Source organism: Shewanella scandinavica (assembly GCF_031932065.1).
Taxonomy (GTDB): Bacteria; Pseudomonadota; Gammaproteobacteria; order Enterobacterales; family Shewanellaceae; genus Shewanella; species Shewanella baltica.
Map to the genome: position 1 here is coordinate 114,812 of NZ_JAUOES010000001.1, position 26,443 is coordinate 141,254.

General features: G+C 45.0%; 19 protein-coding genes. 9 read left to right on the forward strand and 10 right to left on the reverse strand.

Going from position 1 to position 26,443, the window contains the following annotated elements; translation table 11 throughout:
* Positions 1 to 141 precede the first annotated feature (141 nt).
* On the forward strand, positions 142 to 993 hold the full coding sequence (locus Q4Q50_RS00515; protein WP_011846299.1) for a DMT family transporter: 852 nt from the start codon (positions 142 to 144) through the stop codon (positions 991 to 993).
* A gap of 60 nt (positions 994 to 1,053) precedes the next feature.
* On the opposite strand, the gene Q4Q50_RS00520 is transcribed toward Q4Q50_RS00515, so the two are convergent.
* The 3 genes from Q4Q50_RS00520 to Q4Q50_RS00530 form a co-directional block, all read right to left on the reverse strand.
* Positions 1,054 to 1,593: a YfaZ family outer membrane protein gene (locus Q4Q50_RS00520; protein ID WP_006085173.1), complete on the reverse strand. Its 540-nt coding sequence runs from the start codon at positions 1,591 to 1,593 to the stop codon at positions 1,054 to 1,056.
* A gap of 165 nt (positions 1,594 to 1,758) precedes the next feature.
* Positions 1,759 to 2,277 (reverse strand): GNAT family N-acetyltransferase, encoded by a 519-nt coding sequence (locus Q4Q50_RS00525; RefSeq protein WP_311897880.1) that lies wholly within the window; start codon positions 2,275 to 2,277, stop codon positions 1,759 to 1,761.
* Positions 2,278 to 2,417: 140 nt separating this feature from the next.
* Positions 2,418 to 3,788 (reverse strand): magnesium transporter, encoded by a 1,371-nt coding sequence (locus Q4Q50_RS00530; RefSeq protein ID WP_011846297.1) that lies wholly within the window; start codon positions 3,786 to 3,788, stop codon positions 2,418 to 2,420.
* Between the two features lie 151 nt (positions 3,789 to 3,939).
* Between Q4Q50_RS00530 and Q4Q50_RS00535 the strand changes: the two genes are divergently transcribed.
* A complete protein-coding gene (locus tag Q4Q50_RS00535) occupies positions 3,940 to 4,425 on the forward strand; it encodes a glutathione peroxidase (RefSeq protein ID WP_311897882.1) in 486 nt (161 codons plus the stop codon).
* Between the two features lie 618 nt (positions 4,426 to 5,043).
* Here Q4Q50_RS00535 and Q4Q50_RS00540 read toward each other — a convergent pair.
* From Q4Q50_RS00540 to Q4Q50_RS00560, 5 genes are all read right to left on the reverse strand, one after another.
* Positions 5,044 to 6,915: a M1 family metallopeptidase gene (locus Q4Q50_RS00540; RefSeq protein WP_311897883.1), complete on the reverse strand. Its 1,872-nt coding sequence runs from the start codon at positions 6,913 to 6,915 to the stop codon at positions 5,044 to 5,046.
* Positions 6,916 to 7,652: 737 nt separating this feature from the next.
* Positions 7,653 to 8,624, reverse strand: a complete 972-nt coding sequence (locus Q4Q50_RS00545; RefSeq protein ID WP_220590777.1) for a PstS family phosphate ABC transporter substrate-binding protein — start codon at positions 8,622 to 8,624, stop codon at positions 7,653 to 7,655.
* Positions 8,625 to 8,851: 227 nt separating this feature from the next.
* Positions 8,852 to 10,150, reverse strand: a complete 1,299-nt coding sequence (phoR, locus tag Q4Q50_RS00550; protein ID WP_311897885.1) for a phosphate regulon sensor histidine kinase PhoR — start codon at positions 10,148 to 10,150, stop codon at positions 8,852 to 8,854.
* Between the two features lie 80 nt (positions 10,151 to 10,230).
* A complete protein-coding gene (gene phoB / locus Q4Q50_RS00555) occupies positions 10,231 to 10,920 on the reverse strand; it encodes a phosphate regulon transcriptional regulator PhoB (protein ID WP_006080904.1) in 690 nt (229 codons plus the stop codon).
* A 186-nt stretch (positions 10,921 to 11,106) separates the two neighbouring features.
* Positions 11,107 to 12,051 carry a porin gene (locus tag Q4Q50_RS00560; RefSeq protein WP_012088673.1) on the reverse strand — a complete coding sequence of 315 codons (945 nt, stop codon included), beginning with the start codon at positions 12,049 to 12,051 and terminating at the stop codon, positions 11,107 to 11,109.
* Positions 12,052 to 12,342: 291 nt separating this feature from the next.
* Between Q4Q50_RS00560 and rdgC the strand changes: the two genes are divergently transcribed.
* Positions 12,343 to 13,257: a recombination-associated protein RdgC gene (gene rdgC / locus Q4Q50_RS00565; RefSeq protein WP_006085165.1), complete on the forward strand. Its 915-nt coding sequence runs from the start codon at positions 12,343 to 12,345 to the stop codon at positions 13,255 to 13,257.
* Between the two features lie 189 nt (positions 13,258 to 13,446).
* On the opposite strand, the gene Q4Q50_RS00570 is transcribed toward rdgC, so the two are convergent.
* Positions 13,447 to 15,264: a M61 family metallopeptidase gene (locus Q4Q50_RS00570; protein ID WP_311897888.1), complete on the reverse strand. Its 1,818-nt coding sequence runs from the start codon at positions 15,262 to 15,264 to the stop codon at positions 13,447 to 13,449.
* Between the two features lie 134 nt (positions 15,265 to 15,398).
* On the opposite strand from Q4Q50_RS00570, the gene Q4Q50_RS00575 reads away from it, so the two are divergent.
* From Q4Q50_RS00575 to Q4Q50_RS00595, 5 genes are all read left to right on the forward strand, one after another.
* Complete coding sequence (locus tag Q4Q50_RS00575) at positions 15,399 to 17,561, forward strand: tetratricopeptide repeat protein (RefSeq protein ID WP_311897890.1); 2,163 nt, start codon at positions 15,399 to 15,401, stop codon at positions 17,559 to 17,561.
* Positions 17,562 to 17,712: 151 nt separating this feature from the next.
* Positions 17,713 to 19,269 (forward strand): GGDEF domain-containing protein, encoded by a 1,557-nt coding sequence (locus tag Q4Q50_RS00580; RefSeq protein WP_259215347.1) that lies wholly within the window; start codon positions 17,713 to 17,715, stop codon positions 19,267 to 19,269.
* A gap of 56 nt (positions 19,270 to 19,325) precedes the next feature.
* Positions 19,326 to 20,681: a nucleotide 5'-monophosphate nucleosidase PpnN gene (gene ppnN / locus Q4Q50_RS00585; RefSeq protein WP_012196804.1), complete on the forward strand. Its 1,356-nt coding sequence runs from the start codon at positions 19,326 to 19,328 to the stop codon at positions 20,679 to 20,681.
* Between the two features lie 21 nt (positions 20,682 to 20,702).
* A complete protein-coding gene (xni, locus tag Q4Q50_RS00590; RefSeq protein ID WP_311897892.1) occupies positions 20,703 to 21,491 on the forward strand; it encodes a flap endonuclease Xni in 789 nt (262 codons plus the stop codon).
* A gap of 110 nt (positions 21,492 to 21,601) precedes the next feature.
* Positions 21,602 to 22,024, forward strand: a complete 423-nt coding sequence (locus Q4Q50_RS00595; RefSeq protein ID WP_006080896.1) for a DUF3192 domain-containing protein — start codon at positions 21,602 to 21,604, stop codon at positions 22,022 to 22,024.
* A gap of 131 nt (positions 22,025 to 22,155) precedes the next feature.
* Here Q4Q50_RS00595 and Q4Q50_RS00600 read toward each other — a convergent pair whose 3' ends face one another.
* A complete protein-coding gene (locus Q4Q50_RS00600; protein WP_311897894.1) occupies positions 22,156 to 24,990 on the reverse strand; it encodes a S9 family peptidase in 2,835 nt (944 codons plus the stop codon).
* A gap of 254 nt (positions 24,991 to 25,244) precedes the next feature.
* Here Q4Q50_RS00600 and Q4Q50_RS00605 point away from each other — a divergent pair, with 254 nt between their 5' ends.
* The gene (locus tag Q4Q50_RS00605) at positions 25,245 to 26,252 is read left to right on the forward strand and encodes an isocitrate dehydrogenase (protein ID WP_259577249.1); all 1,008 of its coding nucleotides are present in this window, start codon (positions 25,245 to 25,247) and stop codon (positions 26,250 to 26,252) included.
* The last annotated feature ends 191 nt before the right edge of the window (positions 26,253 to 26,443 follow it).

Consider the following 26,443-nt stretch of genomic DNA (forward strand, 5'->3'; position numbering starts at 1 on the left):
CACATTTAGTTTTTTACAATCAGTTAGGCTAAATTAGTCGAATATCCCATGCCGTATGGAGCTATTTTAGTCTCAAAGTCCAAACCGTGGCCTGAAATCCAAAATACAACTTAATACTGACTTATTTTTTGCTGGGATCCTATGCAGCCTCTATTGATGATTTTAGCCGCACAACTCCTAATTGCCAGTGGCAACCTCTTGGTCAAGTTGCTTGAAAATGATGCACCCGTGTTCCAACTGGTGCTCTACAGACAACTCTTTGCCACCTTGCTAGTGCTGCCTTTTGTGTGGCGCTTGCAGGGTAATCTCAAACTGAGCCCTTATTACAAAGTGCATCTTGCCCGCGCCCTATTGATTGGACTCGGCAATGCCATTTTTATGCTTGCCATTTTGCATCTACCCCTCGCAACGGTAACCGCCGTGATTTATACCTCACCTTTGTTACTCCTCGTGCTTTCTGCGTTATTTTTGCATGAACGCATAGGCTATCGACGCTCAGTTGCGGGGATCATTGGTTTTACTGGCATTTTACTTATCAGCCAACCAACAGAGTTTAACCTGTATATAGGTTTAGCCTTTTTCGGTGCCATGACGTCGGCATTGAATAGTTTGATTTTAAAGGCCTATTCGACCCATGAACATCCTTTCTCTATGCTCTTTTGGTCTAATGCCTTTGCGATGATATTTCTGATACCGGCGACCTTATACGAAGGCGCTGATTTTAGTTTGCCAGTGGCGCAGGTGGGATTAACGTTAGGACTATTTTATATTGGCATGACCTATCTCATCATTCACGCCTATCGACGTGCCGATGCGAGCCAAATGGCGCCTGTAGAATATACCGGATTGATTTTTGCGGCCTTGTTCGGCTGGTGGATACTCGATGAAGAACTCAGCCTAGTGATGTTGATCGGTATCGGATTAGTCATTTTCTCATCCATATTGCCCAGCTACAGCGAGCTAAAAGCAAAATGGAAAAGCCGGCGAAGTTGACCTCGGCCGGCTCTTTACATCGACTGCTAAGTTAACGCAGCGAGATCAAAACGATTTGTTTTAGAAGCGGAATTTACCGCCAATATACACGCCATCTTCGAAAGTGAAATCGCGCGCATTATCGTACTCATAGGCAATCTTGCGATAACCAACATAAAACGCCATGTTTGGCGTTACGCGGTATTGCACTTTTGAATCGAGCTCATATTGACCATCAACATTACCAAACGATAAGACTGACGGTGCGTAGTAAGCGGCGGCGTGTAATGAAATATTAGGTCCCATAGATAGCGCATAACGGCCACCAACAGAAATGGCGCTACCATTTGGAGAATAGTCAGACCAAAGCTGACTTAACTTAGCGCCAACTTCAAAGTGATGCACACCCACATCATGGGTCATGTGCATTGCACCTTGGGCAATATGGCCGCCCTCGTCAGCATAGATATAACCTAACACTGCGTTAGTATCTTTGCTCAATTGCAGTTCTAACTCAGTAGAAACCACATCGTTGTTCAACCCAAGATTAAATTCTGACGCATTCACTTGCAGCGCTGCCGCACTCAATAATAAAACACTTGCTACTCTGAACTTAGCCATAAAAACACCTCAATAAATGACTGTGGGTAATAGCCGCGGATCATACCGAATAAATAAAGAAAATCAGCCTATTTGCGTATAAATGGGGATAATTTGCGAGGGATATACAAATGCAAAACAAACTTGAAACAGCTGAAGATCTAAGTCTTTTCACTTACAGCACAATTATACTGCTTGAATGCGATCACCCACTAAAGACAGCATTATCGCTTCAGCGTCGACATTGGCACTTAAGGCTAAATAATACCAACCCACAGTGTTGCCCGTGCCGCGGATACTCAAATAATCACGCCAAAATTGAAAGCCCGCCTTCAACAAATTGGCTTGGCTCGAGGTGTTCTCGGCGCGAATAGTGGCGTATAAAATCGAGATCCCTAAAGCCTTCGCCACTTCGATACGTTTTTGCGTTAAACCTTGAGCTATGCCCTGACGTCGATAATAGGGCGACACCACCAGATAACCCAATTCACCGACAGTGCCTTTATCGACAGTGCCTTTACCGGCTTTTATCGCAGCGCAACCGACTATCTCGCCCTCAAGGGTTTTCGCTAAGATCACCGCACGAGAATCGAAAAATACCTGATGGTCCAGCGGATGGGCGTTATCATCACGCCCATCAATCAATTGTGCCGCCAGCGCTAATTCCTCTAACTGTTCACTTATTACAAACTGAATGTCACTCATATCCAGATTAAACCGTTAATGTTGCCAACATACGGGGAATGCACGCCACTTAGCTGTGCACTCATATCCCACTTCGCTATCACTCTCACACTACAAATCTAACAGAGCACTATTGATATAACTGTTTATATACCAATGCACTACAGATACAAGAGGGTCGCCATACCTAAGAAAGTAAAGAAGCCAACCACATCTGTCACTGTGGTTAAGATCACTGAACCCGACAGCGCCGCATCTTGGTTAAACTTCTGCAGCACCATAGGCACGACCACACCAGCAATTGCTGCCACGGCCATGTTAATCAAAATTGCGCAGCCAATCACTATGCCTATGGTCGCTTCACCGAACCACCAGCCCGCGACTAAACCTATAACTATCGCCCACAAAAATCCGTTAACTATGCCAATACCGAGTTCGTTCTTCATTAACGAAAACAAGTTACCCGCTGAAATCTGTCCCATGGCCATACCGCGGATCATCAGCGTCAACGACTGACTACCCGCAATGCCGCCCATAGAAGCCACAATCGGCATTAACACTGCTAACGCGACCACTTGGGATAACACATTTTCAAATAAGCCAATCGTCGCCGAAGCGAGGAAAGCCGTCAGTAAATTGATCCCGAGCCACACAGCGCGGCGCTGGGCGCCTTTCATAATCGGCGCGAACAAGTCGTCGGACTCATCCATACCCGCAGTTGCCATCAATTGCGCTTCATAATGTTCACGCACTAAAGCGGTCGCAGTTCGCAGCGTCACGCGACCAATTAACTCGCCAGACTCATCGATCACAGGCAATTCGATTTCGCGGCTGTGCTCTATCGCTTCGGCCGCTTCCAATAAACTCGTGTCAGCGGATAACGCACGGCTATCCTCGGACAAGAGTGAAATCAATAATTCATCGGGATTATGTTTAAAAATGTCATACCGACGCACTGTGCCTTGATACTTATCCTGATCATCAACGATAAACAAATTGTCGTTACAATCGAGTTCGATACGGCGGAAAAAGCGCTGTGCCTGAGCAACGCTCGCCTTATCACTGAGCACCAACATTTGATGATCGGTATAGCGCCCGATTTCATTCTCAGAGTACTGATCGTAGAGTTCGAATCGTTGTCGCTGACGCTCGCCCATCTGGGCCAAGGCGCGATCGGTAAAACTTTCAGGGAGATAATCACTCCACTCAATTAAATCTTCTGGGCTTAACTGGGCAAATAGCAAGTCCACTTCATTGTCGGGCATCCGTTTAAGGATCCCCATGCGCGGATCGGCACGCATTAAACTCAACACTGTCACTCGGTCAGCAAATTCAACTTGCTGCCAACGCTCGTAACGCTCATCCAAGGGCAAGGATTCAAGCGCTAAGGCTATGGTTCCAGGTTCTGAGTCATTCAAAATTTCGCTAAACACTTCAGCTTGTTCTTCGCCTTCAACTTCAGTGAGTTGTTGAACAACCTGCCCCACGTCCGCTTGCATGTTTGTTTCGTATTCTGCGTCATTTTCTGTCACACAGATGCCCTTTTCTTTAGCTACAAAATTGCTGTAACTATATTGATAATTAAGTAAATTAGCAAACTCATAAAATGAATTGCGCACAACTATATTGCTGAAAATTATTTTTAGGTTTATGCTGTTTGACTAAGATCCTATGGAGGTGAACATGACTACGAATATATACAGCCAATCAGCGACAGACATTCAAGGCAACACAGTAAGTTTAGAGCAGTATCGAGGCAAAGTACTCTTGATCGTCAACACCGCCAGTGAATGTGGATTTACACCGCAATACAAGGGATTAGAAGCGTTATATCAAGAATACAAAGATCAAGGATTAGTGATTTTGGGCTTTCCTTGCAATCAATTTGGCGCCCAAGAAAAAGCCGATGAGCAAGGTATTCAAGCCTTTTGTGAATTGAATTTTGGCGTGACGTTTCCGCTATTTTCTAAAATAGATGTGAATGGCGAACATACCCATCCACTTTATCAATACCTTAAGAAAGCCGCTCCCGGTGTATTAGGTACTCAAGGTATCAAATGGAATTTCACCAAATTTTTAGTTAATCGCCAAGGCGAAGCGATTGAACGATTTGCATCGACCACGAAACCCGAAGCGTTAGAAAGTAAAATTGCCGCTTTGCTAAAATAATTTACTCGCTATCTATTTGAAATTTTACGTTTTATAAAAATTTAGATTTATTTTAACTTTTTTATGGAACTTTAACCGTACAAGCCCCCTCAAATGTATTGAACAGTGAATGTCTTTTTCATGTTCATCATCTCCCTGGGGCTTCTAGCGCGGCCCCCTTGACCTAGGAATAGGTCACTAGGCAACCATTGGGTTGCCTTTTTTTATCCCAATGATTTATATGTCAAATAAATGTAATGCTTCATTTCAACTGCTTTTTATCTCTCAGAAATTCTTTTTTAAACTTTTTGGTGTTTTTTTGCGATATCGATGAACTTAATTAAAAATGGCGACTCTGAGTATAGGTAAGGATTAACGGATAAGATTAAATGCAGCTTGGGAATGAAATATGTGAAGTCGCAGTTTCATCTACTCAAATGACACAGTTTCTGTTCTATCGCATTGAGTCTAATTAGTTGGTCGTTCATCATCATCTCCCTTTTGGGACACAATAGAAAACACGCTAGCGCACTGAATTCTACTTGTATCCCGCACTGATTTCCTTGTGGCAACCTTAGGTTGCCATTTTTTTTACTTAAATTTCTATACGCACCTAAATCTCTATAATCGCCTAAATATCTATAATATTAGCGACTTGTCTAATTGAACTTGAATTGAAGGGTGATAACCTGCGCGAGCCTTTGTATAGATATCTTTTAACTCAGAATGATATCCCGCGATTTGCAGCTCAGCATAAAGTGGCCGCACAAATTTACCGCGTCCAATACGCACTAAATAAGCACTTAAAGCCGGCAACACAGGGTCGTAATGATTGCGAATCGCCACCCTAAACCAATCACAGGCAATTTCCGCATTAGTCGATTGAGTGAATCGGAACGTTTCGTCCAGATCCATCAGTTGCACTTGGCTGACGACTTCAGGTAATTGGGTCAGAAAATACTGCCAATGATGTACTCGCCAATCTTTCACGCTTAATTGGCTCGCGGCCGTTCCCTGTAAAAAACTCGCCAGCGCATCATCGACTTTATCTAAACTCATGGATGTTGGTCCGCAATATCCCTCGGGCAAACCTTTGCCATAAATCCACGTTAACAGCTCGGCTTCAGAGATCTTATCTGAGTGAAATGGCAGTAAGATTTGCTGCGCGTATTCTACAAACACTTCGGTGGTAATCGCCTTAAAGGCAAAATGGTCCACATAGTTGCGTAAAAATTTATCAAACGCCACTCGCCCTAGTCTGCGCTCGAGATCATGGACAAACATCGAAGCTTTATCATAGGTAAAACGATTAAAGGCAAGGTTGGGATCGCCCTGCTGCACATTGGCGGGCAAGGTTTGTTTATCCTTAGGCAAAGACGCCATTTCTTCTGTTAAGCGACCAAACTCTATCACCCACTCCAACTCTGCTTGTTCTTTGCCGTAAACCGCTTCCACAATACGGTTAGTAAAGTAAGTCGTAAAACCTTCGTTTAACCAGAGATCTCGCCAGGTTGCATTACTGACTAAATTGCCCGTCCACGAATGCGCTAACTCATGGGCAACGGTTGACACTAAGCTTTTATCGCCGGCGATAAGTGTAGGCGTTAGAAAGGCTAAACGTGGATTTTCCATCCCGCCAAAGGGGAAACTCGGCGGCAGGATAATCATGTCGTAACGGTCCCACACATAAGGACCTAACAATGACTCGGCAACCTCGAGCATATGTTCGGTGTCTTCAAACTCTTTTGCGGCGGCCGCCAACATACTTGGCTCAGTATACACCCCGCATCTTGGGCCTATCGCTTGAAAGGCAATATCACCGACGGCCAGCGCCATCAAATGAGTCGGAATAGGTCGTTCCATCTCAAAGTGAAACACACCATTAAGCGGCGTGTCGGGATGATTCATCGCACTCATAACCGCGCGCATGCCTTTGGGCACTTGCACTTTAGCATCAAAGGTCACTCTCGCCTTAGGCGTGTCCTGTAGTGGGATCCAGCTGCGGGCATTGATCGGTTGCGATTGACTGAAGAGATAAGGTAACTGTTTACCCGCAGTTTGCTCAGGTGCTAGCCACTGTAATCCTTGGGCGGCGGGAGAGGTGTGATAGTGAATACAAACCTGTTTGCAAGGTGACGTTGGTAAACTGATACATAATTTTTGCCCGAGAATGGAATTGGTTTCACTCAGCACAAAATCGAGCGGCTCCTCATTTTCTGTTGTTAGAACACTCACTGTATCAGTGGCATTGACGCTATCTGAATCATTCACAGCAGTAACCGCGAGTATGGTTAGATCGCGGCTATCGAGCCAAAGCTCTGTTACATCGGGCTCAAGGTAATCCAAGGACAGCGTCGCTTTACCGAAAAGACGCTGCGCGTCAATATCCACCACTAAATCCAAAGAGACATGTCTCACTTGCACTTGTTCGGTATTAGCAAAAGAATGGTAATCTCGGGTGAAATCCCAAGTCGTTGCATCCGCTAACTTATTCTTAGTTGTTTGTAACACTGTCGCCTCGATATTCAAGTTCTGGGCTCTGGGCGCTAGCCCTCTAAGCTCTGGCTCTTAATGTATAGGGTAAAGTTTGAATACTTAATCGTGAGTTGTATACCGCGCAGCTGTGGTGCAGCGCTTCATGACTTGTCACTGTTATAACTACACAGTCATAACTTGCCACTGTCATAACTCATCACGGATTGTTAGGCGTTATTATCGACTGCACATTTGCACAGAGGCAAATCGTAACTGAGCTTTAAGTCAGCTTATCGGCACGTTATAGGCGAGTTTTTTGTAACAGTTCATCTTTGGCGGCGATCACAGAACTGCAATCGGTTTTCTTTCGTGATGCAAGATTTGCCCGTTGCGGCGGCCAACAGCGCCAATAGCGACGAGCAAACTGAAGAAACTGAGAAAAAATAGAGGCTCGCACTTCTTATAAAAACAAATGCAAAATTATTTAAAATATTTCGCACTTTCTCTGAACTAATTTAAAGATGTTGAGTCAGATATTATGAACCGAATCTTTGCAATGAGTTTCTTCGTTCATCATCATTCTCCTTTAGATGGTTTCTAGCGCGACCGTCCCAAGATTCCGATTTGGAATTTACAGCAACCTATTTAGGTTGCTTTTTTTATGTCTTTGATTTGGCATTTACCAGACAAAATGACCAAACAACACAGTTCAGATAAAACCCAAAAAACAAAAAGGACCTCCGAGGAGGTCCTTGAGTCACAAGCCGTTTAACTTACAAGCGGATACCCACTTTTTCTAAATCTTTGGCTACAACACTTTTCGGAATAGTAACATAACCATCTTTTTCAACTACTTGCTGGCCTTGCTTAGACAACACGTAACGGATAAATTCTTTTTCCATTGGTGCTAAGTCTTTATTTGGTTGCTTGTTCACGTAAACATATAGGTAACGTGATAATGGATAAGTACCGTTAGCTGCGTTTTCTGCCGTTGCTTCGATAAACTCATTACCTTTTTTAGCAATTGCCACTGCTTTAACACCAGCGGTTTTGTAGCCAATACCTGAGTAACCAATCGCGTTTAGAGATTGAGAAACTGATTGCACAACAGATGCAGAACCAGGTTGCTCGTTCACGTTAGCTTTAAAGTCACCTTTACACAGTGCGTGCTCTTTAAAGTAACCATAAGTACCTGATACAGAGTTACGACCGTAAAGTTGTACGTCTTTAGCAGACCAGTTACCGTCTAAACCCAACTCACCCCAACGTTGGATATCGCTGCTACCACATTTGTGAGTAGAAGAGAAAATACCATCAACCTGTTCAACGCTTAAACCTTTGATTGGGTTATCTTTGTGTACGAATACAGCTAAAGCATCGATAGCTACGCGAATTTCAGTTGGCTTATAACCATAATGTTTTTCAAACGCTTCGATTTCGTTAGGCTTCATCTTGCGGCTCATTGGGCCGAATTGTGAAGTGCCTTCAGTCAACGCTGGTGGCGCAGTAGAAGAACCTGCCGCTTGGATCTGAATGTTGACGTTAGGGTACATTTGTTTAAATTCTTCAGCCCAAAGTGTCATCATGTTGGCTAACGTATCTGAACCTACAGATGATAAGTTGCCTGACACGCCACTTGCTTTTTCATAGGTTGGCAGAGATTGATCAATCGATGCCATCGCAGTTGCAGAGAATACACCAGCGGCTGTTAGGGTAATCGCGCCGACAAGCTTTTTCAGTTTCATTATGTGCTCCAGTAGTAAGCTAACTAATTTGTAACTTAAGTTTCTTCAGACGCAGCCAGTATCAATCGCTACAATGACAATTCTATGTCCGTAATGTGACACTTAGATGACAATGCGTTATATCGATTTTTTCTGTCATTAATAATGAACTCAGTAGCCCTAGAAATAAAAAACAGGCCATAGTGACCTGTTTTTATTATTAATTGCGAATATTTCAATCAAGCAATTTATTTCTTACGCTCGATAAGATGCAACGGAATAACAAAGCTAAAGGTACTGCCTTTACCCAATTCACTGCTGATTTTAAGCTCACTGTGATGATGGTTAAGTGCATGCTTTACAATCGCAAGACCTAAACCACTGCCACCGGTTTGCCTTGAACGCGCACTGTCTACCCGATAAAAACGTTCAGTTAATCGACCTATGTGCTGGGGCGCAATGCCTTCGCCCGTATCCGTTACGCTAAAGATGGCTCCCGTGGCCATACTGCGCCACTGCACTGTGATTTTGCCGCCGGGTTCAGTGTAACGAATCGCATTAGAAATCAAATTAGAACAAGCGCTTCGAAGCTGCAATTCATTCCCATGGGAATCAAGCCCTGGTTCGCAATAGAAGCTCAACTCGTATCTATCTTGTGCCAGCGCTTTAGCTTCTTCCTTCAGCACCTCCATCAGTTGCGTCATGTTCACTGTATGTTCGAGGTTGATATCGGCCGCATCTTCAATCCGCGATAATATCAATAGCTGTTCGACCATGGACTGCATTCGCCGCGTCTGCTGCTGCATTAAGGCCAGCGGCTTCACGTTCATCGAATCGGGTTCCGCCATGCTTTGCATCATTTCGAGGTAACCCTGTAGCACAGTGAGCGGCGTTTTCAGCTCATGTGACACATTCGCGACAAACTCTTTACGCATGCCCTCAAGCTGACGTATACGAGTGATATCCCGCGCAATTAACAGTAGCTGCCTATCACCGTAGGCCATGATACGGATCTCAAGCAAACGCCTATCCGATACTGGCGAAGGTAACTCCAGCGGCTCTTTGTATTGTGCGGATTTAATATAAGCGGAAAAATCAGGATGGCGGATCAAGTTATCAATACGTTGGCCATTATCCTGCGGCCAAACAAAACCGAGAATAAGTTGCGCTAACTTGTTGCACCATAAAATATTATGCTCTGAATCGAGCACCACAGCTGCATCGGGTAACGCCTCAGCACCTTGGCGGAATCGCGCCAACAATGCGGCTAATTGACCGACACGTCGACGATTTTTCCCTTGAAGGCGATAAATGCCATTAAACACCCCTTCCCAACTCCCACTGCCCTGCGGCGGTGTGAGTTTCCTATCGCGCCATAACCAAAAGTTAAGCCGTGATAATTGTCGGTAATGCCAGCAAACCAGCCCTAGCATGCCGATAAAGAGTATCCAGAGAAGTTTCCCTACCAATAAACCTATTAGCGCACAAAGCAGTAGATATAAGGCTAAGCGCGTAAACAACCGGTACCCTGAATAAGAGTCAGACATAAATAAACCCAAACATCAGGCTAAATAAGAGGAGCACAAGATAGCCTAAAAGCTAACTTGTGCCTAACACTTATTCGGCACTAAATGCGTGTAGAGAAACGATAACCTGCGCCACGAACCGTTTGGATCAAGCGGTCGTGACCAGACTCTTCAACGGCTTTACGAAGGCGTCTGATATGCACGTCAACGGTTCTGTCTTCAACATACACATTGGTTCCCCACACATTGTCGAGCAGCTGTTCGCGGCTGTAGACACGTTCTGGGTGGGTCATGAAAAAGTGTAATAAACGAAATTCGGTTGGGCCCATATCTAATACAGTATCACCTACGCTCACCCTGTGGCTCACAGGATCGAGCATTAAGCCCTGCACATCAATGGTTTCTTCTAAACGAGTCGGTGCACTGCGACGCAATACGGCCTTAATACGTGCGACAAGTTCTTTAGGGGAGAAAGGTTTAGTGATGTAATCATCGGCGCCGACTTCGAGACCTTTGACTTTATCTTCCTCTTCACCGCGGGCAGTTAACATGATGATCGGAATTTGACGCGTGAACTCATCTTGCTTCAAGCGTTTCGCCAATTGAATACCACTTCCGCCAGGAAACATCCAATCCAATAAAATCAGATCGGGGTAAGGCTCCTTTAGCAGCGCAATGGCCGAATCAAAATCTTCCGCCGCAGAGGTCGTAAACCCATGCTGTTCCATTACAAAAGTCAGCATCTCGCGGATGGCTAACTCGTCTTCTACTATCAATATCCTTGCAGTCATAAGTGATTTTCTGTCAGTGAATGTCAACACGGCTATTATTAGTCATTTTTATTACAGATTTATGAATTAGCACGCCGTTTGAGCCATATAGTAGTAATATTTGTCATAATAAGTTTATATAACTGTTTGTTTATAGCAATAAAAAAGGAGGCAATATGCCTCCTTAATTGAATCTTAATACTGGATTTAGAATTTGTGTTCTAAGCCAACACCGATATATTTGTCATCATCAGTAGACGCTTCTAACGAACGATTGGTGTAGAAAGCGAAGACTTTAGTAGGTTTAGCCAGTGCATAATCAGCACCTACTGACCATGAATCACCTTTGTCTTCCATGTCTTGATATTGTGCTTTCAAAGTAACAGCATCGATATCGTAAGCGGCACTGAACAGGTAACCATTAACGCTATCGGTCGTTACAGGCAGCGCGTTTTTATAAGTTTCTTCCTGTTGTTGGTACATACCGCCTAAAGTTAAATTAGCGATTTTACCTTGAACCGATGCACGCAGGATTTCATAACCTTTCACATCTGAGTCATAAGCTATAGCAGCATAGATAGGTGATTTTTTCAGTTTAGCGTCACCGTACATAGCGGCTAAGCTGAAACCATCTTGACCCTGTTGGTCAGCATCACCTTCAGCAGCATAAGTCGCACCGAATACAAAACCGCTGATTGATGGAGATAAGTAAGTCGCAGTTTGACCTAAACGGTTGTCGCCTTTGAACAGGCTTTTTAAGTCGCCAGATAAATCGTTGAATTGGTCAACGTTACCTTGAGAGATTTTTAACAGCGTGTCGTTACGACCAACTGAGAACGAACCGAATGCGCCTTTTAGGCCAACAAATTGGTTACGAGCTTTAAAGTTGTCGCTAGTCGCAGCACCTGTATCAACTTCGTATTCAACTGTGTAGAACGCTTCCAGCGAGCTAGACAGTTCGAAATTACCCTTCACACCAAAACGAGAAGCATTACTTTGAATAGTTGTTGTAGCATCACCTTTCTCATCATTTGATTGAGCGGTGACATTCAACTTACCATAAACAGTCAGTGGCTCAGCGGCATAAGCTGAAGCCAGAGTTGCAGAAGCTAGCGCAGAAGCAAGTAGAGTTTTACAAAAAACGTTCATCATTTAATCCTTTCGACGTTATGTTCGTCTTGGTTATTGGTTTGGAACGACCGAAAGTGTGCAATGAATGTGTTTCAGTTTTATTTCAATTGTGACTGTTTAGTGCGCAAGGTAAAAAAGCTGACGCTAAGCTTGGTGCTAAACCCAGTAAAGATGGGGCCTACAGCCGAGTTAATTCTTATGTTACAGTTTAATGAATTCTGATTAGCCACTAGAAATTAGCTGTCGAACACAGGTTTACCCCGCCCAAACTATGCCGTAAACTGCCACTTTAATTTTCAATGAGCGCCTCTTATGTGGTTTAAAAATCTTACTCTTTATCGTTTCAATAAACCTTTTGCCGTCGAAACCGAAGCGCTAGAAACTGCGTTGGCCGATTTCACTTTCTCCCCGTGCTCAAGCCAAGATGTCAGTAAATTTGGTTTCTCAAATGCGTTAGGCAAAAAAGGCAGTTCTTTGGTACACAGCGCCGACAATCGCCATCTGATCTGTGTGACTAAAGAAGAGAAAATCCTCCCAGGCCAAGTCGTCAAAGAAGCCCTAGAAGAAAAAGTCGCCCTCATTGAAGATGAAGAAAATCGTAAGATGGCGAAAAAAGAAAAAGATGCGCTAAAAGATGAAATCATCACAAGTTTACTGCCACGCGCTTTCTCACGCCGCAGCCAGACTCACGCACTGATATTGCCAGAACTGGAAATGATCCTTGTCGACAGTTCAAGCGCCACTAAGGCCGAAGAGTTGTTAGCACTCCTACGCAAAGCACTCGGTAGTCTGCCAGTGATCCCATTGAGCTTTAAAGCGCCAGTCGAATCCAATTTAACCGAATGGTTAAAACTTGGCAGCGCGCCATTACCTTTTGAAATGCAAGATGAAGCTGAACTTAAATCCGAAGCGGATGAAGGTGGTATTGTGCGTTTCAAGCAGCAGGATTTAAAAGAAGACGAAGTATTAGCTCACCTCGCAACAGGCAAGCAAGTCCACAAGTTAGCACTGCATTTCGGCCAATCGATTGCACTATTATTGCAATCGGATGCCAGCGTTAAACGCCTTAAATTCTCAGAAGAATTTAGAGCGGGTAACGATGAAGTGGGCACTGATGACCCTATGGCACGTTTAGATGCAGACTTTGCCTTAATGGGCAGCGAATTGGTCGCCTTGATGCATGCACTCGTGGCAGCACTAGGTGGACTCGAAGAAGCACAAGTTTAAGCTGAATTAAATTTAACGTGAGTTAGGTAAACTTAAGTTAGCGACTCACTCGTATTCTTCTTATATGAATAACTTGAAATACAAAATAACAAAAAGCGCACCGTCTAAATGAGGGTGCGCCTTTTTTATGACAGTTAAACGCCTAAATTTAAGGCATTCGGCCTAATCGCAAGCTGAATGCCATTTGATTTAGTCATTGGTTTTAGACACTAACCCACCTTTATTATCAAACGGCCAATCAATGCCTAACCAAGCCTTGAAGAAGGCTTTTTGCTGTTTAGTCGCTTTCGTATCGCCCTTAAGCACTAGCTTACCGCTTTGCTGTTCACTAAGGGGGAGCTTAACTTGCTTGATTTTATCGTTGCTGAATAATGTTACTTCAATGCTATCGCCAGCCTTAAAGTCGTTTATGCGCTTATCAAAACCTGCAGCCGTCACCTTAAGACCATTAATCGCTAATACTTCATCCCCCGCAACAATCCCCGCTTGCCATGCAGGGCCATTACGCAGCACTTGGTCTAACACTAAAGAGCCATGGAAGCTGCTTAACGTCATGCCGGCAAATGCCTGGGCTTTTGAATCTTTACCATAGGACAAAACTAACCCAGCCTGCGATAACAACTCAGGGAAATCTAAACTCATCGGGCTATTCACGTTTGCATGCCACCAAGGCGCATAATCTTTGCCGGATAAGTCTTTGAGGATATGCTGCACATCGCTAACACCATAGCCCTTTGGCACACGGTGATCTTGATATAAACGGCGATGCACATCGCGATATGAATGCTTAAGTTTCGTATCCTGCAGCAGCGAGAAATCTAACGCCAAAGAGGTTAAATAACCCTCAGAATAAATATTCACACTGTGATTAATCGCATAATCGCCGCCCGTACTGCTCCACTCTCCAGCACTCGCCTCGGCGACTGATTGGGTTTCACGCCCTGGAGTAAGCTGGTTTTTCTCCACGCGTTTAGCTAAGTCTTCGAGGAATTCTTTAGGCGTCATCACCTCAGCACGCAGCAGTAACTGGCCTTGAAAATAACTGGTAGAGCCTTCGGCCATCCACAGTAATTCCGTCATGTTTTCATGCTGATAATCATAGGGCACAAGTCCCGCAGGACGATAGGCCTTTACGTTCCAGGTATGGATAAACTCATGGGATGCTGTGCTAATAAAGCGTAGGTAATCCTTGCGTTCACGGAAACTAAAACGCGGCAGTTGGATAACCGTAGAATTTACATGTTCTGTCGCGCCACTGGCGCCGCTAGTGGCGTGCACCATATACACATAACGATCAAAGGGATAATCATCCCAAATAGCCTTTGCTTGACCACTTAATGCCGTTAAATCCTTAACGACTTTATCGGCGTCATAGTTACCTTCACCCCAAAATACCAACTCATAACTTTTGCCATTAGCACTGAATGGCTTATGGGTGCTGACACCGGTTTCGATAGGGGAATCAATTAACACATCGTAATTCGGTGCGATGAAAGAATGCACTGGTGCGCCTGATGCCATGCCCGAGTAACTTTGCCACGCTTCAGGAACGTTCAATTGAACCGACACCGGCTCATAGCGAAATTGCGGGCTATACATGAACACGCCGCTGGCATCTAAATACGCGTGGCTCGCATCAATATGGCGAACCCTTTGGCCTAATTCATTGGCATACAACTGATAACTAACCGTTACGCTGGTTGGCTGCGTGAGCGCGACTTGCCATTCACCGCTCGCCGTACGTTTCCATGGAAGTTCATGACCTTGATTGTCTTTGGCGCTAAATAAACGCACGCCATCGGCCAAAGGCAATACTTGATATTTACCCGTGCGCCACACTGGCAGATTGACCGTAAAATCGCTGGTCTTCACTTCAGGAAAAGTCACACTCACTTGGGCGATATGATGCTCAGGTTTAACGAGGTCGATTTGATATTTCACATCGGCCAATACTTGGCCCGAAAATAATACACTTAATATCAAGATTGATAGTCTGTTGGGTTTCACTCTTGCTTCCTTCTGTTATTATGCTTCTTATGATTTTTCCAAGTATAACAAGTCGATGTAGCATCCTCATTAGGCGCTAACAAAAGCTAACAAAATAAGTTCCTTGACTTAAGGAATGAGGAATCACAGTTCAAATGCAAAAACTCACGGTTATTTTATTTACTTTGTTGCTGTCACTGCCTTTTAGCGTTCAAAGCCGAGATCTCGAAGCTGATGAGGTGGAGTTAAGAGAATCTCCACAGCAAATGTATGATGTGCTCAACAAATCCATTTCCTTCCCCCTTGCGTTCCAAAACCGTGACCAATTTGAGCGTGCAGCCCAAGAGCAAGGCTACAGTCCAACCGAATTTGAACAGATTTTGTATCTGCTGACTCGACTGAATATGGAGCCGAACGTGAAAACCAAAGTCGGTTTTCAAGACGCAAAAAGCTTGATTGCAGTTTTATCCACTGCGGCGCAATCCCCCTATGAACTTGCAATGGTCGCCATGTTGAATGGGCGTTACCTTGGCCGTACCGAGCAAAAATATCAAGAAGCGATTGGCCTGTATAATGAAGCGCTCACCCGCATCAACGACAGTTATGACATCGAAGCATTGATTCTTAAACACAATATTCATGAGCACTTAGGCGGCTTACATTTATTAATCCGCCAAGAAGTGCCAGCCCTGATGCACTTCCACACGTACCGCGACATTGCCTATAAGCTCAGAAACGATTATTTAATCGCGGCGGCAGAAGCTAGACTTGGCTTTTATTACAATTTTAATCAGCAGCTGACCAAATCTTTACAGCATTACAGTGAAGCAATTCGGATCTCCAATCGCTCTAATTACCCGTCAATGAAAACCAATCTGCAATTGCAACTATCTAAGGTATACCGTGACTTAAAGCAATGGGATGAAGCGCTTAAAAACGCTCATGAAGCCGCGGCAGGCTTTAAAAAAATGGGCAATGACACCTATCTTTCAAGTTGTATGACAGTGATCGCCATGGTCTATGGCGAACAAGGGGATTGGAATAAAGCGATTGATTACTACCTTAATGCCCAGCAATTAGATGCCAAACGCGGTAACTATATTGCCCAAGGTCTTAATTTCCACAATCTTGGTCAAGCCTACTCAAATATTAATGACAATGTTAACGCCCTAAAATATTTACTGATGGCAAATCAAATATTCAAAGAAAAACAAAGCCATCATTATCAGGTTTATAACGAACTCTTAATTGGCGAAATCGCACAAACCAACCAAGATTGGCCGCTAATGATGACCCATGCCGATATCGCATTGGCATTGGCTATCGACTTAAAACTGGTCAATGAACAAAAAGCCGCGCTCACACTGATTGCCACGGCGTCACAAAAACTCGGTGAATTAACCAAAACCATCGACGCCCAAACCCGCATCATAGCGCTAAGCAACACACTTTCAGAAAAAGAGAAAGACTCCCCAGTATCGGCCTCGGCCCTTGCGGAGCAGCAGCTCAAACTTGAGCTCAACATGGTACAGGGAAAACTTGCCGAGACAGTTAAGGAAAGTAACAACACTCGCACCCAACTGCTCATCTGCAGCTTGATTGCTGGACTCTTGCTGCTAGTGATTGCATATATGCTGCATCATCGCCGTAAAATCATGGCAAAAAACGCCGCATTAACCCAATTGAGCGTACAGGAGCCCTTCACCCATAACTTAGGCTATGCGGCACTATTAGCCCACTTGGGCCATAATCAACATCAAGCGTCTACAACAGCTTTAGGGATTATCGCCTTCCCCGCCCAGCTATCGACCGATCTAGATTATGGCCAATATTTTAGTGATGCAGTAACCGCGCAACTGGCCACGCATCTAACCGATGCGCTCGCATCCCCTGTCTATGTGATACGCCAAGGGGTATTTGCAGTGCGCTTCACCCAAGCCGTTGAGCCAACAAGCGTGATCAGCCAAATACGCCAGAAACTCGACCAACAGCACATAGTCCATCATTTCCGCCTTGGTTTTGCCAACTTGCCACTGCTGGCGAAATCTGAAATTAAAATGGCCGCGAAATTAAAGTTTGAAACCGTGCAGATGGCGCTCGCCTGTGCCCGCAGTTTAGAGGGAAGTAACGATTATTATGTTGCCCTTAGAGCGCTCGATTTTGTCCCTCTGAGCTTGTTTGCCAGTCCACTATTTTTACACCTTGAAAAAGGCATTGAGCGTGGATTAATCAGATTAGAAACCAACGGTAATAAAGAAGATATTCGCTGGCCTTGCTGGGAAAACAACCAAGATAGGCAATTACTGGAAAATATTTGATCAATATCAGCAATTAATCACAGAGTCATAGGTAAATCGCATTTGCACTCTACGCCCAGTGTTATAACATTAGTATCATATGAGTTAACAGCTAATCTGGACATAGGATCGTCATGTTTTTTAGCCTTGCAGAGTTAGGACAACACTCAGGATGAAGGATTCGAGCGCTACCGTTTCACAACTTGCCTTGCTGCAACAGAAACTTCATTCGGCCAAACTTGCCCTCGATGAAGTCAATGAAGACAGAAACGCAAAGTTACAGACATTACTGCAATTTATTGGTCACTTAAGCCTCGCCTGTAAAGGGCAAAATCTTGAGCTAGATAATAAACTCGCCAAACTTCGCCATAACTTAAATACGTTTGAGCGAGTCGATGAGGCGTTGCCAGAATTAGTCGATGTCGAGCGCCTACTAAAAGGCCAATATCACCATGTGATGGTACAGCTCGAAGAGAGCCGTACGGGTTTGTCACAGGTGATCCGTCAAATCCAACGCGTGAACTCTGCACCTGAAAAACTCAAAAAAGAAGTCAATTACTTCAAACAAGATCTGGCTAAACCTTTCCACACAGTTTGGGAATATATTCCTAAAGTTAAGCAAATCATCGGCTTCTACGAAACCATATTACAGCTACAATTTAACGAATCTGAAAAACTCGATGTCTTGCCAAAACACAGGCAGCTAGCCCATGAGCTGGCGCAGATGATTTCGGAAATCGAGTTTCGTAAAGATCAGCGAGACCAAGTCTTAGTGATCAAAGAAGTGCTCTCTTCTGAGATTGAAGTTGATAGCTTGCTCGAAGCCTACCAAACCATTTTAGCGTTATTACTTGATAACATCGCCCGCGAGAAATCGGCATCGCAAGAATTTTTGTTTGCCCTCAATGATGCATTAGCCGCAGTGCGTGAAGTGGTCAGTGAATCTTACAACCACAATCAACGCAGCTTCCAACTCAAGACCCAGTTGAATCGTGAGATCAACACCCGCGTCGATAACGCCGGTGAAATCATTATCGATGTAGAAGATATTGTCGATCTTAAAGCCCAATTGACTGAGCAACTTAACTCCATTCGTTCAGCATTGGCCCGTAAAGAAGCCTTAGAGCAAAGAGAACAAGCCTTACTGCGTAAATCAATGGAAACAATGCGCAAAGAGCTTAATGAATTAAGTAACGAGGCGAACACCTACAAAGAGCGTTTGTTCGAACAGCAAAAACTTAACTTGCTCGACAGCTTAACTCAGTTACCTAACCGTGCCGCATTAGAAGAGCGCATGGATCTTGAATACCGTAACTATCAACGGCATAAATCTCCCCTGTGGGTGGCGGTTGCCGATATCGACCACTTCAAAACTATCAACGACAGCTTTGGTCACAGCACGGGCGACAAAACCTTGCAGGTGATTGCAATGGCATTGAAAAACTCACTACGAGATACCGAATTTGTGGCCCGTTATGGCGGCGAAGAATTTGTCCTGTTATTACCTGATGTCGCACCTGCTGATATCGCTCAACTTTTAAACAGAGTGCGCGAGAAAGTAAAAAATATTCCATTTAAATTTAAAAATCAGAGAATTACAGTTACAGTATCTATAGGGGCTGCGCAAGTTATGGGAAGTGAGCTCATACATGAGACCTTCGAACGCGCCGATGCAGCACTCTATAAAGCAAAACACGAAAGCAGAGACAGGGTTGTGATTGACGTATAATTGAGCCCCACTATACGTCTCCTCTAATCACTCCTGTCATGACGAAGGAGTGATAAATGATAGTAAAAGTCAGCCCTAAAGGCAGCATGGATCAGCTTTCGCAACTTGAAGTTGATCGTCTCAAAAAAAGTGCCAAAAGCGCACTATATCAACTGTACCGCAACTGCTCTTTAGCAGTACTTGCTGCGGGTTTAAAAACCGACAACTCTAAAGCCCTATTCGAGCAATACCATGATTTTGATATCCACGTCCTACAACGTGAACGCGGAGTTAAATTAGAACTGGTCAATCCTCCTGAACAAGCCTTTGTCGATGGCCAGATTATCACCGGCATTCAAGAACATCTGTTCTCAGTTTTACGCGACATCCTCTATATCAGCGACAGATACGACTCACTCAAACACATTAATCTGACCAACGCCCACCATATCACCAATGTGGTGTTTGATATTTTGCGTAACGCGCGGGCGATTGCCCCCATGAAAGACCCTAACGTCATCGTCTGTTGGGGCGGACACAGCATCAATGCCATCGAATACCAGTATACCCGCGAGGTAGGTTATCAACTAGGCCTGAGGGAATTAGATATTTGCACTGGCTGTGGTCCTGGCGCGATGGAAGGCCCGATGAAAGGCGCGGCTATAGGCCATGCCAAACAAAGGATCAAAAATGCCCGCTATATTGGTTTGACTGAGCCAAGTATTATTGCCGCCGAGCCACCGAATCAAATCGTCAATGAGCTGGTGATCTTACCCGATATAGAAAAACGCCTCGAAGCCTTCGTGCGTTTAGGTCACGGCATTATTATCTTCCCAGGTGGTGCTGGCACGGCGGAAGAGTTGCTCTATATCTTAGGTATCTTACTCAACGAAGAAAACCAAGAAACCCCTTTCCCGCTGATCCTCACAGGCCCCACGGAAAGCGCCGATTACTTCATCAAAATTGATGAGTTTATTGCCTCAACCTTGGGCCCTGAAGCTCAGAAAAAGTATCAAATCATCATAGATAATCCCACTGAAGTGGCGCGTATAATGAAGAAAAGCATGGAGCAAGTGAAAGCCTATCGCCGCTCAACGGGTGATGCTTACCAGTATCAGTGGGCACTGAAGATTGAATCTGAATTCCAGTTACCTTTTGTCCCGAGCCACGAGGTGATGGCAAACTTGGACTTGCACTTCCAAACCAATAAAGCCGAGCTTGCCGCCAACCTGCGCAAAGCGTTTTCGGGTATAGTGGCGGGTAACGTCAAGTCGGAAACAATCAAGCACATAGAGCGCGATGGTCCCTTCCAATTGAAGGGCGATCCTAAACTCATGGATATGATGGATAAGCTCTTGAGTGCATTTGTGCAACAGCAGAGAATGAAGCTTCCCGGAAGCGCTTATATTCCTTGCTACCAAATAGTGAAATAGAGAGCGAAACAACGACACCCCATGAACAAGTTTTTAATCATCGATGGTCTCAACTTGGTTCGCCGCATTTACGCGGCGATCCCCGATGAAACAGATATGCAAAGCCTCACAGAGCGCGTCAGTTCGGCGTGCACTAAACTGCTGCGGGTGCATCGCCCTACCCATGTGGCTATCGTTTGGGACGGTGATGAAATCTCATGGCGTAAACAGCTTTATCCCGATTACAAAAAAGGTCGTAAACCTATGCCAGAACCACTGGCGCAGGGTTTAGTTGCGCTGCAAGACCATTTAACCGCAATACACATTGGCTCTATTTATGCCGCCGCCGAGGCCGATGATGTGATTGCGACACTGGCGATAAAAACCGCCAAAGCGCAAGGTGAAGCCATTATTGTGTCCACCGACAAAGGTTTTAGTCAGCTTAATCATCGCCATATCAGTCAATGGGATCACTTTAATCAGCAGTACCTCGATATTGCGGCACTGGAACAGAAACTTGGCGTTGAGCGCAGCCAATTTCTCGACTTGATGGCATTAGCAGGCGACAGCGGTAATAAAATTCCTGGTATTGCGGGCATAGGCCCTAAGTCGGCCGCCGAGTTATTGAAAACCTTTAGAAGCTTACCGACCTTGTTCTCATCCTTATCTAACCTAGGCGCTAAGCAAGCGAAGAAGCTCGCCGAGGGCAAAGAGATGGCGAGGCTGAGTTATAAGCTGGCGCAGTTACAAACGGACCTACCACTCAATATCAACTTGAAAGACTTTCGCGTGATTGACTCCCCACCAGAAAAAACCATCAATCAAGACTAAACTTCTGTTAACACAAAGTTGCAATTAACGCATTTACCTTAGCGCAACAAAAGCGTATTTTATGGACGTGCTCAAGTGACTCATTTAATGAGGTAAAGGAATAACTATAAATGAAATCAAAAGTTTCAGTAATTATTGGTAGTATTTTTGCCGCCTACGTCGCCTTTGTCGCTGTGGTTGTACTGGTTTATGAACCAACGCCAGAAGACATGAATTGGGAGGACCGACAGGCCTATAACAGCCAGAAGATGAACGATTTAACCTTAGGGCAAAATATCGGTTCAGTAAAAGAATTGCTCGGTAAGGCCGACTTTTCTGAGGCAAAAGCCGTCAAGGAAGCCAAGTTACAGGTGCTCTTTTATCGCACTCACCATGAGAAATCAGACGGTGTGACGACCAAAGAGGAATGTACCCCGCTTATTTTTGAAAATGATAAGTTGATTGCTTGGGGCCAAGATACCTATAAGCAATACCTCGATGCGGGCACAGACACTGTGCTCACTTCCGCCCACGAGACATTGAGCAGTAAATAAATACGACTGACATCTAAATAAAAACGCCACCTAATCGGTGGCGTTTTTATTTTCATAATTAACCAACTGAACGTCTTAGTGACAGAATACCTAGGTCACTCAGTGCGATAGCAATAAGCTAAATCAGTCACTTATTCATCATCAGCCTTGTACTCGACATAGGCTTCGCCTTTGCTGAGCCATTCTGGCGCGGGTTTACCCTTCAGATAATGATCGAAATACTGCATCATGCGAATGCTGTAATCGAGCTTATTCGGGTACTTTTTCAAGTGATGCGGCTCATCCTCATATTGTAAGAACACCACATCTTTACCCGCACGGCGCATGGCCAAGTACATTTCAACACCTTGTTCCCAAGGCACCGCATCGTCCTTATCACCAAACATGATCATCAAAGGCGTTTGAATTCGGTCAGCGTAGAATACTGGCGAGTTTTCAATGTATTTTTGTGGCGCGGCAAACAAACTCGCACCAATGCGGCTCTGTCCAGTTTCATACTGGAACTGACGCGCAATACCCGTGCCGTGGCGAATACCGCTGTAGGCGCTGGTCATGTTCGATACCGGCGCACCCGCGACCGCCGCCTTAAACATCTTAGTTTGAGTGATGGCAAACGCCGTTTGATAACCACTCCAAGAATGACCTTGCAGTCCAATAGCATCGGGATCGGCAATACCCATCTCAATCAGCTTTTGCACGCCAGAGGTGAGCGCTTGCACAGAACTTGCGCCGGGGTAACCAATTTCAAAGCGAATATCCGGTAGGAACACCGCATAGCCATTGTTGATATACCAAGCAAAATTAGGTCTGTGGTTAATGTTCATCTGCGGGAAGGCGTGCAGTCTATCCGTCATAAAGCGATAGTAATAAACCAACACAGGAACGCGCTGACCCACTTGATAATTGGTCGGCTTGATCAGCACACCATCTAACGGCTTACCATCGCCATTCGTCCAGTGAACTAACTCGGCTTTGCTCCAGTTAAACGCTTGGCGTTGCTTATCTAAATCCGTTTGCTTAACTGCATTTTGCGGTGCGCTATAGTTAGCCGTATACAAGTCAGGGAATAAATCGAAACGCTCCTTAGAAAACACAATGGTATCAGCGTCTTTGCTGCGGCCTAACACAGTCAATTTATACTCGCCTTGCATCAGCGTCTTCACGCCCGCTGCGCCTAGCGTCGCTTGGTAGAAGCCATCACCCTTAGTTTTATCGCTATAACCGTGGAGTAACACAGTGGCGTTATAGGCAAGTTCAGTCGGCTCATCGGGATTATCGACTAAGCCCTCGAGACGATATTGGATTTTCTGGGTGCGCCCTTTGCCTGCGGTTAGCGCAAAACCTGCCTTAGACTCAGTATTAAACTGCCAGACATCGTATTTATCGTAAACTAAGAACCCTGCGTCATCTTTAAGCCAAGGACCAAAACCGTATCCCGGCGCGCTCGAAGGATAATCATGGTCTTCATCAGCAAAGCTGACCTTCAGGGATTTTGTGAGATTAGTACGACGAGCCTCAGCAATATCATAAAGATACACATTACCTTGCTGATAATAAGCCACATACTTGCCGTTACCCGACAAACTTGGCTCGGCATCGCTCGGCTGCTGAGTCAAAAAAGGCACCTTACTGCCAGTGTTAATGTCGACCAGATAATAGTCTTGATAGAAGCCCGCCCACGTCGCCATCTTACGATAGGGCAAATCTGAACTCGCCAACATAAAGCGCTTATGTTGTGACATCGTCACATCTGGAACAGTTTTATCGCCAAGCTGCACCACGTTATTTGAGCCTAAATGTAATACCGCAAGGTAAGTGCGCTTTTGCTCATCCTCATATTGCTTGATTTCGTGGGGTTTAATCCGTGGGTCGTCACCATGCCACACCTTAAGCCCGCGCTGCCCAGTAACAATATCGGCATCGAACAGGTCTTTTTCTTCGGTGATTTTCTGCAAACTAAGCTGCTGGCTCACCTCTGGCACGCGGCCGAAGAACAGCCGTTCGCTGTCCAATGAGAAGCTTAAACTTGTGTAGCGATTAAGTTTCCACTCAGGTGACTCAGGGGTTTTGCTGATTTTACCCGATTGCAAATCGACCAACGATAACTGATAGCTGCGACCATAGGGTAACTCGCTATCTTTGCCCTGCGTAAACGCCAGCCAACGACCATTTTTAGCCAGCGCTAACGCACCAACCTGTTGGCTAGGCGAATCAAAAGCGACGGTTTTTTGGTGGGTAAGTAAATCCACTAACTGCAATTGATGCTGTTTATTGGCGATATCATTCACCGCTAGCGCAAGTCGGCGGCTCGCCTTATCAAACACATAACCAGTCACTTGCTCAACATCGATGCGCTGGGCTTGACCGTCTAAACTGATCAAAGTAAAACGGCGGCCTTGGTCAAACTTATCAACCTTTGGCTTATCCGCTTTAGCAGGAGTTTGTGTGCCTGCTTCAGCGAGTTTTTCGATGGCTTTAGGCTCAGCATCTTTTTTAGACTCTTCATCGGCCTCAAACCACATTGCCAAATGCTTACCGTCATCACTGAACACGAATTCCTTCACGCGCTCAAAGCGGGTTTGCGTGCCCGTTTGGGTATCGAGTAATACCATGTCAGATTTGAGTTTTTTCTTCGCCTTGGCATCACTCGTTTCACGCGTGAGCAAACTCGGTTTGACCACCACAGCCACAAAGCGGCCATCGTGACTCACTAAAGGATCTGACCCACCCGCAATTTGATAACTTTGCTGCAACAGCACATTTTTCACAATGACGTGACTATCCCCGCGATCGGGCGCAGACTCGATCGCGATGACTTGGCCCTTATCTGCGATAACCGGCTTTTCAAGGGATTCAAAGTGCATGATGTCTGTGAGGGTGAGCGGTTTAGTGCTGGTTTCAGCCTGCACTGCTGGCAATATTCCAAGGGATAACAGCACCAGAGATGTGATAGGGATTAACTTCAATGTCTTCCTCTTTTATATATTTGTTAGACTAAAGTAGACTTTTTTAACCATTGGCTCTCCATCATGGTGAGAACCCAGTATTTTTACAAGTTATACCACATAAAAAATCGTGATATTGCTCACTATTTCCTGTGAAGTTTGACCAAAGATGGTTAAAATAATAGACAGAAAAAATACCAAATTCATAGTCCTGCTATCCAGTTAACGCTGGGGCAGACAATTGCAGTAACGACGAACCGTGGAAGGACTTCTCCATGTCAAAAAGAACGATAACCGTAATTCCAGGTGATGGAATTGGCCCAAGTATTATTGATTCAGCCTTAAAAATTCTCGATAAAGCGGGCTGTGATTTTGAATATGAATTTGCCGATGCCGGCCTGACTGCACTCGAAAAGCAAGGCGAGTTACTGCCACCGCGCACCTTAGAATTAATCGAAAAAAACCGTATCACACTGAAAGGTCCACTGACGACGCCAGTAGGTGAAGGCTTTACCTCTATCAACGTGACTTTACGTAAAAAATTCGGCCTGTACGCTAACGTACGCCCAGTGATTTCGTTCAAAGGCACTCAAGCTCGTTACGAGAACATCGACATCATCACAGTACGTGAAAACACCGAAGGCATGTATTCTGGCTATGGCCAAAAAGTATCTGACGATGGTTTAACGGCAGAAGCGACCAGTATCGTGACTCGCCAAGGTGCCGAGCAAATCGCCACTTTCGCCTACGAACTGGCCCGCAAAGAAAACCGTAAAAAAGTCACTATCGTACACAAAGCCAACATCATGAAGTCAACATCAGGCCTGTTCCTAAAAGTGGCCCGTGAAGTGAGCCTACGTTACCCAGACATCAAGACAGAAGAAATGATCGTCGATGCAACGTGCATGAAGCTAGTAATGAACCCAGAAAACTTCGATGTGATCGTGACGACCAACCTGTTCGGTGACATTTTATCGGATCTATGTGCCGGTTTAGTCGGTGGTTTAGGTATGGCACCAGGCGCAAACATTGGCCGTGATGCTGCGATTTTCGAAGCCGTTCACGGTAGTGCACCGGATATCGCTGGTAAAAACCTCGCGAACCCAACCTCAGTAATTTTAGCCTCTATCCAGATGCTGGAATATTTAGGTATGGCTGACAAAGCTGAGCAAATCCGTAAAGCGGTATCTGCAGTGATCGAAGAAGGCGACCGTACCACTCGCGATTTAGGCGGCACTCACGGCACGACTGACTTCACTCAAGCGGTACTTGAGCGTCTGTGATCTCAATACTGAGCGCGTTTAAGACGAGTCTATAACGCGCTTGTTCAAGCTTAAGCTTCATAAGAAGTAAGCGCTTGAAACTCAAATGAGTAAACACGAAAAAGCCCCAAAGTTTCCTTTGGGGCTTTTTGTTATCTGGCTTTTAAACCTGCATGGCTTTAAAACTGCGTGGCTTTTAAACCCGCCTGACG

Bases quoted from the DNA above. Each gene is read 5' to 3' on its own strand.
- Q4Q50_RS00595 (WP_006080896.1), top strand. From the start codon at position 21,602: ATGAAATCAAAAGTTTCAGTAATTATTGGTAGTATTTTTGCCGCCTAC.
- phoR (WP_311897885.1), bottom strand. From the start codon at position 10,150: ATGTCTGACTCTTATTCAGGGTACCGGTTGTTTACGCGCTTAGCCTTA.
- Q4Q50_RS00580 (WP_259215347.1), top strand. From the start codon at position 17,713: ATGAAGGATTCGAGCGCTACCGTTTCACAACTTGCCTTGCTGCAACAG.
- Q4Q50_RS00520 (WP_006085173.1), bottom strand. From the start codon at position 1,593: ATGGCTAAGTTCAGAGTAGCAAGTGTTTTATTATTGAGTGCGGCAGCG.
- Q4Q50_RS00575 (WP_311897890.1), top strand. From the start codon at position 15,399: ATGCAAAAACTCACGGTTATTTTATTTACTTTGTTGCTGTCACTGCCT.
- Q4Q50_RS00560 (WP_012088673.1), bottom strand. From the start codon at position 12,051: ATGATGAACGTTTTTTGTAAAACTCTACTTGCTTCTGCGCTAGCTTCT.
- Q4Q50_RS00605 (WP_259577249.1), top strand. From the start codon at position 25,245: ATGTCAAAAAGAACGATAACCGTAATTCCAGGTGATGGAATTGGCCCA.
- Q4Q50_RS00545 (WP_220590777.1), bottom strand. From the start codon at position 8,624: ATGAAACTGAAAAAGCTTGTCGGCGCGATTACCCTAACAGCCGCTGGT.
- rdgC (WP_006085165.1), top strand. From the start codon at position 12,343: ATGTGGTTTAAAAATCTTACTCTTTATCGTTTCAATAAACCTTTTGCC.
- ppnN (WP_012196804.1), top strand. From the start codon at position 19,326: ATGATAGTAAAAGTCAGCCCTAAAGGCAGCATGGATCAGCTTTCGCAA.
- Q4Q50_RS00525 (WP_311897880.1), bottom strand. From the start codon at position 2,277: ATGAGTGACATTCAGTTTGTAATAAGTGAACAGTTAGAGGAATTAGCG.
- phoB (WP_006080904.1), bottom strand. From the start codon at position 10,920: ATGACTGCAAGGATATTGATAGTAGAAGACGAGTTAGCCATCCGCGAG.
- Q4Q50_RS00515 (WP_011846299.1), top strand. From the start codon at position 142: ATGCAGCCTCTATTGATGATTTTAGCCGCACAACTCCTAATTGCCAGT.
- xni (WP_311897892.1), top strand. From the start codon at position 20,703: ATGAACAAGTTTTTAATCATCGATGGTCTCAACTTGGTTCGCCGCATT.
- Q4Q50_RS00535 (WP_311897882.1), top strand. From the start codon at position 3,940: ATGACTACGAATATATACAGCCAATCAGCGACAGACATTCAAGGCAAC.